The organism is Agrobacterium sp. fls2-241-TYG-188a, from assembly GCF_030209845.1.
Genome location: NZ_JARVRD010000002.1, coordinates 644643 through 657988, shown reverse-complemented (window position 1 = coordinate 657988; position 13346 = coordinate 644643). Strand labels below are relative to the sequence as shown.

12 protein-coding genes are annotated in these 13346 nt (G+C 58.1%); 7 read left to right on the top strand and 5 right to left on the bottom strand.

Translation table 11 applies throughout. The features are described from left to right. The first annotated feature begins 86 nt into the window (after nucleotides 1-86). Complete coding sequence (locus tag QRN85_RS09965; protein ID WP_284757740.1) at nucleotides 87-1994, top strand: PhoX family protein; 1908 nt, start codon at nucleotides 87-89, stop codon at nucleotides 1992-1994. 78 nt (nucleotides 1995-2072) lie between these two features. On the opposite strand, the gene QRN85_RS09960 is transcribed toward QRN85_RS09965, so the two are convergent. Continuing rightward, nucleotides 2073-2285 (bottom strand): hypothetical protein, encoded by a 213-nt coding sequence (locus tag QRN85_RS09960; RefSeq protein ID WP_502870778.1) that lies wholly within the window; start codon nucleotides 2283-2285, stop codon nucleotides 2073-2075. Nucleotides 2286-2549: 264 nt separating this feature from the next. Between QRN85_RS09960 and QRN85_RS09955 the strand changes: the two genes are divergently transcribed. From QRN85_RS09955 to amn, 4 genes are all read left to right on the top strand, one after another. Then, complete coding sequence (locus QRN85_RS09955) at nucleotides 2550-3707, top strand: esterase (protein ID WP_284757737.1); 1158 nt, start codon at nucleotides 2550-2552, stop codon at nucleotides 3705-3707. Nucleotides 3708-3983: 276 nt separating this feature from the next. Continuing rightward, nucleotides 3984-4961 (top strand): HWE histidine kinase domain-containing protein, encoded by a 978-nt coding sequence (locus QRN85_RS09950; protein WP_284757735.1) that lies wholly within the window; start codon nucleotides 3984-3986, stop codon nucleotides 4959-4961. A gap of 143 nt (nucleotides 4962-5104) precedes the next feature. Further along, a complete protein-coding gene (locus QRN85_RS09945; protein ID WP_162238063.1) occupies nucleotides 5105-5275 on the top strand; it encodes a hypothetical protein in 171 nt (56 codons plus the stop codon). A 94-nt stretch (nucleotides 5276-5369) separates the two neighbouring features. Continuing rightward, nucleotides 5370-6875 carry an AMP nucleosidase gene (gene amn, locus QRN85_RS09940; RefSeq protein ID WP_122070807.1) on the top strand — a complete coding sequence of 502 codons (1506 nt, stop codon included), beginning with the start codon at nucleotides 5370-5372 and terminating at the stop codon, nucleotides 6873-6875. A gap of 15 nt (nucleotides 6876-6890) precedes the next feature. Here amn and QRN85_RS09935 read toward each other — a convergent pair whose 3' ends face one another. Then, nucleotides 6891-7826, bottom strand: coding sequence for a lysylphosphatidylglycerol synthase domain-containing protein (locus QRN85_RS09935; RefSeq protein WP_284757729.1), 936 nt, complete (start codon nucleotides 7824-7826; stop codon nucleotides 6891-6893). A gap of 121 nt (nucleotides 7827-7947) precedes the next feature. Between QRN85_RS09935 and QRN85_RS09930 the strand changes: the two genes are divergently transcribed. Beyond that, on the top strand, nucleotides 7948-8940 hold the full coding sequence (locus tag QRN85_RS09930) for a glycosyltransferase family 2 protein (protein WP_284757727.1): 993 nt from the start codon (nucleotides 7948-7950) through the stop codon (nucleotides 8938-8940). Between the two features lie 6 nt (nucleotides 8941-8946). Further along, a complete protein-coding gene (locus QRN85_RS09925; RefSeq protein WP_284757725.1) occupies nucleotides 8947-10443 on the top strand; it encodes a glycosyltransferase family 39 protein in 1497 nt (498 codons plus the stop codon). A gap of 3 nt (nucleotides 10444-10446) precedes the next feature. Here QRN85_RS09925 and QRN85_RS09920 read toward each other — a convergent pair whose 3' ends face one another. From QRN85_RS09920 to QRN85_RS09910, 3 genes are all read right to left on the bottom strand, one after another. Then, a complete protein-coding gene (locus QRN85_RS09920; protein ID WP_284757724.1) occupies nucleotides 10447-10917 on the bottom strand; it encodes an OsmC family protein in 471 nt (156 codons plus the stop codon). Between the two features lie 5 nt (nucleotides 10918-10922). Next, on the bottom strand, nucleotides 10923-12293 hold the full coding sequence (locus tag QRN85_RS09915; protein WP_284757723.1) for an aspartate aminotransferase family protein: 1371 nt from the start codon (nucleotides 12291-12293) through the stop codon (nucleotides 10923-10925). Nucleotides 12294-12412: 119 nt separating this feature from the next. Next, nucleotides 12413-13324 carry a diacylglycerol/lipid kinase family protein gene (locus QRN85_RS09910; RefSeq protein WP_062586910.1) on the bottom strand — a complete coding sequence of 304 codons (912 nt, stop codon included), beginning with the start codon at nucleotides 13322-13324 and terminating at the stop codon, nucleotides 12413-12415. Nucleotides 13325-13346 lie beyond the last annotated feature (22 nt).

The window sequence follows — 13346 nt, the reverse complement described above, 5'->3', positions numbered from 1 at the left end:
TTATTTTTCCGTCATATCGATGTAATAAACTCTCTTTAGTTGCCCCGTCTGGAATTGTTCCAAACTGCAAGCCAACGGAGAGCGCCATGACCAACATCGACACAAGCAAGCTAAGCTGGGATGAGTGGGACGAACTTCAGAACCCACCGCCTGCCGTTACCGATTTCGACCGCGTTGTTGAATCGGCTATTTCACGACGCGGTTTTCTGGGCGGCGTTCTGGCGTTTGGTTCTGCCGCTGCCGCTCTTGGCACGCTTGGCAATCTCGCCAGCTCCACCTCTGCCCAGGCACAGGAAGCCTCGCGTTTTCCGTTCAAGCCTGTAGCCGCTGCCACCGACAACACCATCCATGTGCCGGAAGGCTATAGCTGGAAGCCGCTTGCAAAGTGGGGCCAGCCGCTGTTCCCCAACGTGCAGGATATCGATCCGGTCAAGGGTGTAAGCCTTGAAAACTCGGACAAGGTTTTTGGTGAAAACACCGATGGCATGGAGCTTTTCGTTGTTGGCAGCCACCAGCTGATCGCGGTCAACCACGAATATGTCAACAACGAAACCAACCTGCCCCATCGCGAAAAGGGAATGCCAGCCAATCTGGACGAGGTGAAGATCCTGCAGCATATGCAGGGTGTTACCGTCATGGAAGTGGCTGAAGGCAAGGACGGCTGGGAGATCGTCGTCGGCAGCCCGTTCAACCGCCGCATTCACCACAACACACCGATGAAGCTGTCCGGCCCTGCCGCCGGTTCCGAGCTCGTCAAGACGGCAGCCGACCCGAAGGGTATCGACTGTCTTGGCACTTTCAACAATTGCGGCGCGGGCCGCACACCGTGGGGCACCTACCTGACCTGCGAAGAAAACTTCAACGGCTACTTCGGCTCCACCGTGGCCGATTTCAAGATGCCCGACGACTACAAGCGTTACGGCATCGCCGCCGAAACCCGCTACGGCTATGAGAAGTTCGATGAGCGTTTCGACGTTTCCAAGAACCCGAACGAGCCGCGCCGCGCTGGTTATGTCGTGGAAATCGATCCGTCCAACGCATCGTCGACGCCAATCAAGCGTACCGCGCTTGGTCGCATCAAGCACGAGAACGCCGCCGTCGTCGTGGCGCGCGATGGCCGTGTCGTCGTTTACATGGGCGACGATGAGCGTGGCGAGTTCCTCTACAAGTTCGTATCCAACGGCATCTACGTGCCAGGTGGCGATACGTCGAAACTGCTGGACGAAGGCACGCTCTACGTCGCCAAGTTCAACGATGATGGCAATGGCGAGTGGGTGGCGCTGACGCCCGAATCCACCGGCATGAAGATGGATGAAATCTGCGTCTTCACCCGTCAGGCCGCTTCAAAGGTGGGCGCAACCACCATGGACCGCCCTGAATGGGTCGCCATCAACCCTGTCGCCATCGAAGCCTACTGCGCGCTGACCAACAACAGCAACCGCGGCGTGACCAAGGACGGCAAGTTGCGCGCCAATGGCGGCGGCGATGCCATGGCTCTCAACGCCGCAAACCCGCGCGAAAAGAACGAATACGGCCAGATCGTACGCTGGTATCCCGCAAATGACGACCATGCCGATGGCAAGTTCAAGTGGGACCTGTTCTGCATGGCCGGCAACCCGGATGTTCACAAGGATGCCTATGCGGGCTCGTCCAACATCAATTCGGGCAACATGTTCAATTCGCCCGATGGCATGATGTTCGATTCGACCGGCCTGCTCTGGATCCAGACAGATGGCGAAGACACCAATGAGGGCCAGTATGCAGGACAGGGCAACAACCAGATGCTGGCGGGCGACCCCGTCTCCGGTCGCATCGAGCGCTTCCTGACGGCACCGAAGGGCGCAGAAGTCACCGGCCAGACATGGTCTGCCGACAAGCGCACCCACTTCGTCGGCATCCAGCATCCCGACGCTCCCTTCCCGGATGGCGAAGGCAAGCTGCCGCGCTCGACCGTCGTTGCCATCAAGCGGAACGACAACGCCATGATCGGCTGATCCGGCCTCTCAAAATCGGAAAAGGCGCCGTTTACGCGGCGCCTTTTTTGTGTCTGCTCAAAAACCTTCAATGACCCTTCAGAGCCACTGCGTGCCGTCACCGGCCTGGCAGCCATAGGGCGGCAGGACATTGCCGAATGTCTGGTGAAGCTTGTCGCAACCCCATTTGTTGATCGGGCCCGGCATACGGCTGTTCAGTTCGATGCCGACTTCATTATAGGGGCTGTCCGTGTTGGTGACGTAACCGTACCAGCGGTATCCGACGATCACCACGACGAAGACCAGAATCATCGTCAGCACTTTTATGATTTTCACAGTATTTCCTAACGCATCATATGAATGTCCATCCGCGTCACGCCTCCCGCCGCGCATGAATGAAGGCCGCTTCGATGTGGGCCAGGAGCGTTCCTAGCCTTGAAAACCCGTTTCAGCAACTCACGCCCATGGCTTGATCGGATGTCTGTCGGGAAGGCTCGGCCAGTGTGCGGTTGAAAAGGCATCGACCATCTGTCACCCTCGCCCCGGGGGACTAGTGTTGATTTGGAGGAGTTTTACATGCGTTTGTTTCTGCCTTATGCGCTTTTGGCCAGTTGCTTCATGACCGCGCCCGCCTTTGCCATCGATCTGCCTGCCCAGCCACCCGCAGACCGGCCACTCAACGAATTCGTCACGTCCGTCGAGAAGGATGGATCGATCACCTTCCGGCTTTTTGCACCCTCGGCAAAGGCCGTATCGGTTGTTTTGGGCGCCAACGCACCGGTTGAGATGAAGCGTGCCGAAAGCGGCGTCTGGAGCGCAAGGACCGATGCCCTCAAGCCCAACCTCTACGAATATTACTTCAACATCGATGGCTTCCGCAGCATCGATACCGGCACGAATTACCCCAAGCCGCAGCGGCAGGTGAATACCAGCCTCATCCTGGTGCCCGGCAGCATTCTCGATGTGCGCGATGTGCCGCATGGCGAGCTGCGCCTCGTTACCATCCCCTCCAAGGCGTTGAAGTCCCAGCGCGCAACCTATGTCTATACACCGCCGGGCTACACCGATGCCTCCGAACCCCTGCCCGTGATGTATCTCTACCACGGCTTTGGCGATACGGTGGCCTCGTGGGTGGCACAGGGCCGCGCCCCGCAAATCCTCGACAATCTGCTGGCTGAAAAGAAGATCGAGCCGATGATCGTCGTCATTCCCGATACGGAAGCCGATATCCCGGAGGCGATTGCCGAAAACTTTCCCGGCGCCGAGCGTCGCAAGAACTTCTACCCCATCAACGCCGATGCCATCGACCGCGAGCTGGTGGAAGACCTCATCCCCTACATGAAGGAACACTACAAGGTGCGCGACGATGCAGATGGCCGCGCCGTGGTTGGCCTGTCGCAAGGCGGCTACCAGTCACTCGTCTCAGGCCTGACCCATCTCGGCACCTTCGGCTGGGTCGCAACCTTCAGCGGCGTCACCACCACAACGGTTCCCAACAAGGCCGTCGACGCAGCACTTGCCGATCCCGACAAGCTCAACAAAACACTGCGCGACCTCACCGTCACCGTTGGCACCAAGGATGTCGTTACCGGTAAGGACATCGCCGGCCTAAAGTCTATCCTGGACGAAAAGAAGATCGTCCACGATTACGTGGAATACAAGGATCTAGGCCACGAAATGGACGTCTGGCGGCCATCCTTCGAGGCGTATTTGCAGAAGGTTTTCAGGAAGTAGCAGCTGAGAAAGCATCCGCCGCGTCACGCAAGAGATGAGGCGGATGCTTAAAACAACGCATTGGTGGCCCGGCAGCATCACTGTGAGATTATTGTCGACAGAGTGGAACGAAAAACAGGTATAACGGCGTTCTGTCAAAAAGCGCGCGACTGGCCCTAACCATAGATTTGATCTGAAATTTGGATTTGAAAGCTGCGGTTCCTATTTTATAACTTCGGCCAATGTTTTCTTTCTTGGCAAGCTGCCGGATCGGCTATTTTATTAAGGTAATGACGATTGCTCGACGCTCAAAATAATCCGCGATTCATTGCCGCTGCCCTTGCAGCCTCCGACGACTGCATCAAGGTTATCGGGCTCGACGGATCGTTGCAGTTCATGAACGAGGGTGGGCAGCGGGTCATGGAAGTGGACGACTTTTCCCGCTTTAAAGGTTGTCCGTGGCCCGACTTCTGGCAAGGCCAGGGCAACGCCGATGCCATAGCGGCGCTTGATGAGGCACGTGCAGGTCGCTCGGCACGTTTTACCGGCTTTGCCAATACCGCCAAGGGCAACAAGCGATATTGGGACGTGAAGGTCTCGCCGATTGTCAATGATGACGGCCGGATCGACAGCATCCTGTCGATTTCCAGAGACATTACCTCGCTCAAAGCTTTTGAAGACGAACAGATGCTGCTGCGCAATGAGCTTGCGCACAGAATCAAGAATATCCTGGCACTGGTGCAAGCCGTTGCTTCCCAGACGCTAAAGGATGGCGCGGATATGGCGGTTGCGAAACCGGCATTTCTCTCGCGTCTGGCCGCACTCAGCCGCGGCCATGACATTCTCATCAACTCACAGCACAATTCGACCCAACTCAGAGAACTCGCGGTGGCTGTCGCAGCAGAACAGGCAGCCGGACGCGTTGTCTTCGACGGGCCAGACATAAACCTGTCTGCCAAATGCGCGCTTGCCTTGACCCTGGCGTTTCATGAACTGGCGACAAACGCGTTAAAATATGGGGCTCTTTCCAACGACAAAGGGATGGTTTCCCTCTCCTGGAAAATCCGCTCGGAGTGGGCGCAGCCCACACTCGATCTCGTCTGGGCAGAAAGCGGAGGGCCGAATGTTAGCCTGCCTTCAAGACGTGGCTTCGGCTCTCGAATGATCGAAAAAGCCTTGTCCTCCTATGTTGGCGGAACAAGCTGTGTCGATTTCAACCCCGACGGGCTGGTGTTTTCCCTGTCAGTGCCGACATCAAACCTGGCGGAATTTTGACGACACTTATTCTTCCGTTGGCCAACGTCTACCCGTTAACCTCCCTGAACCTCACATGAACCCGTCCCTCAGGGTTGGTTCAGTCCAATCGTGGCAGTGTGGTGTCCAGATTAAGGGACACATCAACGCAGCGGGGAATGGACATGGCAATCATGATACGTCGTTTCAGCATCATCGTGCTTCTGATGGCGATCTTCGCCATGTCTTTTGCAGCATTGGTGGTCAATCCCAACCGCAGTTTCCAGCGCATTAACGTCGGTGCTGCCTATACCTGCCAGCAAGGCTTTTCGAATGGCTGCCACGTGATGCTGTAGGCGAACAGCGCCGAGGTAGGATCAGCGCTGCAAGTTTTTCAAACGCTCATATTTCTGTCGCTTGCCTGTCGAAAATGGCTCTCTATAATAGGCCATGACAATAGCAAAGCACACGATTCCGCCCCTCGCCTTCATCACGCCCGAGCCATTCGCGCCACGGACCTTCATGGATCCGAAAGAGGCCGTGAGTGCATTGACGGCGCTTTATGAACGCAACACGAATTTCCTCATCAAGTCCTTTACTGATCTGGCGCAGGGAACACCCATTTCCGGTCGTTACCGCGCCTGTTATCCTCAGGTCAGCATCGAGACGTCGAGCTTCGGCCATGTCGACTCGCGCCTGTCCTACGGCCATGTCACATCGCCCGGCATCTATACGACAACGGTCACACGGCCCCAACTGTTCAAGCACTATCTGACAGAGCAGCTCGGTCTGCTCATGAAGAACCACAATGTCCACGTGACCGTATCGGAATCGGCAACGCCCATTCCTCTGCATTTCGCCTTTGGCGAAGGCGCGTATGTGGAAGCGGCGGCGGCCGCCGCCATGACGGATGTGCCGCTGCGCGATCTGTTCGATACGCCTGACCTTAACAATACGGACGATCTTATCGCCAATGGCGAATATGATCAGGTGCCCGGAGAGCCCGCGCCTCTGGCACCCTTTACCGCGCAGCGTATCGACTATTCGCTGGCGCGCCTCAGCCATTATACGGCCACCAGCGCCAACCATTTCCAGAATTTCGTGCTGTTTACGAACTACCAGTTCTACATCGATGAATTTGCGGCCTGGGCGCGCAAGATGATGGCGGATGGCGGAGAGGGATACACGGAGTTCGTGGAGCCGGGAAATATCGTCACGCTGGCCGGGTCCGACAGACCTGAAACGGACATGACCCTGGGCCGTATGCCGCAAATGCCTGCCTACCACCTGAAGAAAAAGGGTCATGCGGGCATCACCTTGGTCAATATCGGCGTAGGCCCTTCCAACGCCAAGACGATTACCGACCACATTGCGGTTCTTCGCCCTCATGCATGGTTGATGGTGGGCCACTGCGCCGGTCTGCGCAACAGCCAGCGGCTGGGCGATTATGTTCTGGCGCACGCCTATATGCGGGAAGACCATGTTCTGGATGACGATCTGCCCGTCTGGGTGCCGATCCCGGCTCTGGCAGAAGTCCAGATGGCGCTCGAAGGCGCTGTCGCGGAAGTCACGGGCTATGAAGGCTTCGAGCTGAAGCGCATCATGCGCACCGGCACCGTCGCCACCATTGATAACCGCAACTGGGAGCTTCGCGACCAAGCGGGACCGGTCAAGCGGCTGTCACAGGCTCGTGCCATCGCGCTCGATATGGAATCGGCAACCATCGCGGCCAACGGCTTCCGCTTCCGCGTGCCTTACGGCACCCTGCTCTGCGTGTCGGACAAGCCGCTGCATGGCGAACTTAAACTGCCGGGCATGGCGACAGAGTTCTATCGCACCCAGGTGGCCCAGCATCTTCAGATCGGCATCCGTGCCGTTCAGAAGCTGGCGGCCATGCAGAAGGAAACGCTGCATTCCCGCAAGCTGCGCAGCTTCTACGAAACGGCCTTCCAATAGTACGTCACCATGGCGCTATTTGCGCACAGGCACGAATAGCGCCATGGCGGTTCCTATCAGGGACGAGACGATGACAAGCAGGTGGACGTTGACCGCCGCCTGCCCCAGCGATGACAATGCGGCTTGATCCGCCGCCGCACCAAAGCCGACGGCGCCTGCCGTGATGCCAGCAGGATAGGTTCCGACGCCTCCCGGCGCGTGGATTGGCAGGACGGATGACAATTCTCCGCCCAAGGCACCACCAAAGCCCGCAGGCAGGTCGATACCAGCCATCAGCACCAGCACCCAGGCCAGAACGGCAATCTTGACGAACCAGTTTATGAAGGTCACGCCCCAGGCGCGAGCAAAGGCGCTGATATCCAGCGGCAAACCGGCTTGCACCTCATGGATGATGCTCTTTGCCTTGGCGGGCGCCATTCGTTCAGCGAGGCGAAAGACCGGATGTCTTGCGGCAAAGGCAAACACCGGCAGGAGCAGGAATGAGAGCCACAGCAGCCACATGACGATTTCGCTCTTTTCCAGCACCAGCCCAAGCCCGGCTGCAGCCAGCAGGGCGTGAAGATCAAACAGCCGCATGACGAGCAAGGCAGAAGTGCCGCGCGCAAGGCGAACGTCGAATTCCTTCTTCATCAACAGTGGAAAGCTGGTCTCGCCAGAACGGAATGGCAGCATGACATTGAGCAGGTTGTGGATCTGCACCACCCGAAACAACGGCATGAAGTGGCCGCGCGTTTCGTTTGGGAAATAGTCGTAGATCCGCCAGGTTCTCAGCACGTAGGTGCTGACTAGAAGCGCAAGCGCCAGTGCCATCGCGCCGAAGCCTGCCTGCTTCCAGAGCGTCAGGACGCTTCCCCATCCCCACGTCTCGTGGATGAAGGCTGCATAAACCGCAACCACAAGAATGGTGCCGAGCGTCATCGCGTTGCGGGTAAGCCACGCTGTTTGTTTCATTTTGCCCGGGCACCCTATCAATTTGCGGCCTTATCTAGACAACAAACATGCATCGTCATATCCGGCTCATTAGCACGTTATCGCTTTAGAATACAATTCACAACTAAACGGAGAAGCCTCGGTGTCGGAACCAACTGCCAATAGCTACGAGGTTTCACCGGACTTATCGCTTGTGGTTCCGATTTTCAACGAGGAAGACAGTGTAGGCCCCTTGATCGAACGCGTCGCAGAAGCGATGCTATCGGCAAAAACCGGTTGGGAGCTCATTCTCGTTGACGATGGCAGCACGGATGCCACCATTGCCAATGCAAGGACTTACATTGGTCGTGCCGGTCTTGATCTCAAGATCGTGGCTCTCCAGCGCAATTTCGGACAGACGGCAGCCATGCAGGCAGGTATCGACGCCGCTAAAGGCCGCCTGATTGCCACGCTGGATGGCGACCTGCAGAATGATCCCAAGGACATTCCCATGCTGGTGGCCGAGCTTGAGCGCCGCGAACTCGATCTCCTGGTCGGCTGGCGCAAGAACCGTCAGGACGGGCTTTTCCTGCGAAAGGTTCCTTCATGGATTGCCAACCGGCTGATTGGCAAGATCACCGGCGTGCGCCTGCATGACTATGGATGCAGCCTGAAGATCTACCGCGCTTCCATCATCAAGCAGGTCAAGCTGATGGGTGAGATGCACCGTTTCATTCCGGCCTGGGTTGCCGGCGTGGTGCCCAGCACAAGCATCGGCGAAATGCCGGTCACGCACCACGCGCGCCAGTACGGCGCATCGAAATACGGTATTTCCCGCACGTTCCGCGTCATTCTCGATCTTCTGTCGGTCATGTTCTTCATGCGCTACAAGGCGCGGCCCGGCCACTTTTTCGGTTCGCTCGGCCTTGGCCTTGGCGCGCTTTCGGCCGTCATCATGACCTATCTCTTCATCGACAAGTTCATCCTTGGCAATGATATCGGTGCCCGTCCGATGTTGATGGTTGGCGTGGCTCTGCTTCTGTCTTCGGTGCAACTCATCACCACCGGCATTCTCGCGGAAATGATTGCCCGCCTCTATTACCGCGATGAGCAGAACCCGAATTACATCATCGGCAAGATCTACAAGTCGGAGTGACGATCCATGCGCAGGTATCTTTCCCGCAATCCGGAGCTGATCATCACCCTGATTGCGGGCTATTACCTGCTCGCAATCATCGTCCGTCTCGTCCGTTCTCCGGGCCTGGAAATCGACGAGTCGCAGGCCGCGCTCTCGCAATTCTTCCAGTGGGGATACGGCTCGCAGCCACCCATTTATGACTGGCTTCAGCTCGGGCTGGCCAGAATATTCGGCATGTCCATCGCCACGCTGAGCATTCTGAAAAACACCATCCTGTTTCTCTGTTGCCTCTTCATCTGGCTGACGACGCGGCTTTTAACAGGCGATCGTTTTCTCAGCGGTGCAGCGGCGCTCGGTGTTTTGACGCTGCCGCCCGTTTTTCTCATGGCGCAAAGGGACCTGACCCATTCGCTGCTGGCCATTCTGGCGGTCGCGCTGTTCCTCTATACGTTTTTCCGCACGCTGCAGCGCCCAAGCCTTGGCGCCTATCTGCTGGCTGGGGTAGCTGTCGGCCTTGGCACCCTCTCGAAGTATAATTTCGTTCTCGTGCCGCTCGCCGCCATTCTGGCTGTCCTGCCGGAAAAAGACCTGCGGGCACGGGTGCTGGATTGGCGCATGTTGGCGGCGGTTGCGGTATCTGCGCTCATTGTCCTGCCGCACGGCCTGTGGGTGCTCAACCATATCGGACTGGCCACAGGCCAGACGATGGGGGAAATGACGGAGGGCCATGACGGCGTGTCCTTTCATGGGGTATATGGAGCGCTTGATCTCATCGGAGCGGCGCTGAAAGGTTCCGCAACCACGCTTGCCGTGTTTGCCCTGGTGTTTTTCAAGGATATCCGCCGCATTCTGCCCGCCAGCAACCAATGGACCCGCATCACCGGACGCATCCTGCTGCTCAGCCTGCTGATCGTTCTGGTTATCGTCTTTGCGCTCGATGTCACCAATGTCAGGCAGAAATGGCTGATCGTCTATCTCGTCCTGCTGCCGCTCTACCTCTGTCTTAAAATCCACGCGGCCGGTGTGGAGGTCGCACCGAAGCTTCCCGGAATGGTCGCGATCACCTCGGCGCTGACGATCGGCGTTCTTATTCTTCTGCTGTTCCGGGGGCTCGTAGCACCCTATTTTGGCCGCACCTCACTCGTGCATATTCCATATGACGGCTTTGCGCAGGCCGTGCGACGGGACGGTTTCCCGGAGCCGCAATATATCATCGCATCAAGTGGGATTGTCGGCGGCAATCTCAAGATACAGTTCCCGAAGGCCACGGTCTTCATCGGCAATCCGGCAACGGATGACGCGCCGTCCAACTGGCCCGCGGGCGCAACGGTTCTTCTGGCGGGCACGGATCTGGAGGGCAATATGCCAGCCAATCCCGGCGCGGAACTCGCCGCCATGGCCGCACGCGCAGCGCTTCCTGCGCCTGCGGATATACGGCACCTCGAAGTGCCCTATTATGGAAGCAAGGCTGAGAAGAGACACGCCTTCTACTATGCGTGGACTGTCACCGCAGCGAAATAGCGATCAGGCCGGCTTGATCACCGGCTCGATACGAATGGGGAACTTCACCGAATTGGCGATGAAGCATTTTTCGTGAGCCTCCTCATGCAGCTCAAGCGCGGTCTGCGGATCGCCCTTGGAAAGGGTAACAACCGGTTTCAGCGCCACTTCGGTAAAGTGGCCTGCCCCGTCGCGCGACAGCACCATCGTGCCCTCGGGCTCATCCACATAGTCGGCAACGACAACGCCGGAAACCGCACAAAAATGCAGGTACCAGAGCTTATGGCAGGCGGAGACGGAGGCGAGCAGAAGCTCCTCCGGGTTCCAGCGCGTCACATCGCCGCGAAAGGCCGGATCGGCCGAGCCATCGATATCTGGCTTGCCTTCAGCGGAAATCACATGCGTCCGGTCATATTCCCGGTAGCCGGAAGTGCCGGTGCCGCGGTTGCCTGTCCATGTGACCTTGATCTTATAGTGATGCTCATGCTCTGCCACGGATATTACACCCCCCTGGTGTCGCGCAGGTAATCCAGCCCCTTGCGCAGTGTCTCTATGATCTGGTCCACCTCGCCCCGGCTGATGGTCAGCGGTGGTGATGCAAGCATACGGTCGCCCGTTGCGCGCATAACCAGACCGTTTTCTAGGCAGTGATTGCGCACCAGCATTCCCACATCGTCCGGTTTGTCGAAACGTTTGCGGATCGTCTTGTCGGCTGCAATCTGCAACCCGCCCATAAGACCGACATTGACGGCCTCGCCGACTAGTTCGTGGGACAAAAGGCTCTCCCAGCCCTTGCGGAAATAGGGGCCGATATCGTCCCTGACGCGTTCGACCAACCCCTCGTCTTCGATGATACGCAGGTTTTCGAGAGCGGCGGCGGCGCATACCGGGTGCCCGGAATAGGTGAAGCCATGGTTGAAATCGCCCACCTCGGATATCATGACCTGCGCCACCCTGTCGGAAACCAGTACGCCGCCAATCGGCAGGTAACCGGATGAAAGCCCCTTGGCGACCGGGGCCATATCCGGCTCGAAGCCGAAATGCTGATAGCCGAACCAGGAGCCAAGCCGCCCGAAGCCGCTGATGACTTCATCCGAGATCAGAAGAATGTTTCGCGCCTTGCAGATACGGGCAATCTCCGGCCAGTAGGTCTGCGGTGGCACGATGACGCCGCCCGCGCCCTGGATCGGTTCAGCCACAAAGGCGGCGACGTTCTCTTCGCCCAGCTCATCGATCCTGGCTTCCAGTTCCCGGGCCGCCTTCAGGCCAAATTCTTCCGGAGAGAGATCACCACCCTCGGCATACCAATAGGGCTGGCCGATGTGGGAAATACCGTCGATGGGAAGATTGCCCTGCTCATGCATCCATGTCATGCCGCCCAGCGAGGCACCGGCCACGGTCGATCCGTGATAGCCGTTGCGGCGCGCGATGACGTGCGTTTTCGTCGGGTGGCCCAGTGCCTTCCAGTAGACACGCGCCATTCGAAACCACGTGTCGGTGGCCTCGGAGCCGGAATTGGTGAAGAACACATGGTTCATGTTTGGTCCGGCATGGGCGGTCATCTTTTGTGCCAGAAGTGTTGCCGGTGGCGTCGTCGTGCCGAAGAAGGCGTTGTAATAGGGAAGCTCAGTCATCTGCCTTGCGACGGCTGCGGCCATTTCCGGGCGTCCATAACCGATGTTGACGCACCATAAACCGGCAAAGGCATCCAGATACTTCTTGCCGGCGCTGTCATAGATGAAAACGCCCTCACCCCGTTCAATGATGCGGGTGCCGGAGGCGTTCAGCTTTCCCATGTCGGAGAAGGGATGCAGATGGTGGGCGGCATCTATGGCTGCGAGGTTTGACAACGTTGCCGTGTGGTTATTCATGTCGCGACGCACTCCCATGCCCATGCCCTTGCACAGGCGAGCATGGCGTCGGCCAACGCTTTTTGCAAGCCGCAAAGGAACAACGCAGCCATGTTCCTACATGGGATGCAGGCGCGACCTCAGGCTGTCGCAAAGTCCTTGGGAACGATGACCTTCAGCTCGCCAGCGTGCATCTTCAACGAGACATCCCGCTTCATTGGCAGCAACTCGCCGTCGATCACGCATTTGACGTCGTGTCTGCGCTTGGGAAAATGCAGTTCCGCATCGGTAACGGCCATGGCCGTCACGGCGGCGTTTTCCTTCAGCTTGCCGCGCATGATATCGATGGCAAGCCCAGCCACCCCTGAAGGCGTCAGCGCATCAGCGATATAGAGGCCAAGGTGCCCCCGCGTGATATCGTCGGCGACCAGGAGCGGGCTCGGCCCGAACTCGTTGTTGGATGCGGAGATCGCGCAGACCCTGCGGTGCTGGGTCTTTCCGTCCACCGTAAATTCCATGTCGAAGACGGGCGGGTTGAGCACGACGCCCAGCGCTGCGCGGACATTGGCGCGCATCTTGCCCAGCCGCGATGCATATTCCATCTTGTCGCGGTAGCGCACCATGCGCGCATGGAGGCCTGCGGAGAACTGATGCACGAAGGGCTGGCCGTTGGCAGTTGCAATATCGACATTTTCGACATGGCCCTGCGCCAGCGTATCGACTGCCTGCCAGATATCGAGCGGCAGTTTCAGCGAGCGGGCAAAGAGGTTCATCGTACCGGCGGGAACGACGCCAAGGGTAATCTTGTGTTTCCAGGCAATACCGGCAGCGGCGGAGATAGTGCCATCTCCACCACCGGCAATCAGGCCGTCCAGCCCTTTGTCATCGGCGGTCCGTTCCATCTCCTTGACGATGTCCTTGCCGGAAACGAGGCGGCATTCGATTTCGTGCCCTGCCTTGCTGAAAACCGTCTGGGCATGTTCGCAATAGGCGTCCATGTCGGTGGTTTTGAAGGTTCCGCCATCGCGGTTAAAGATCGCCACCAGCTTCATATGTTTATCCAGCCTTTGTTAC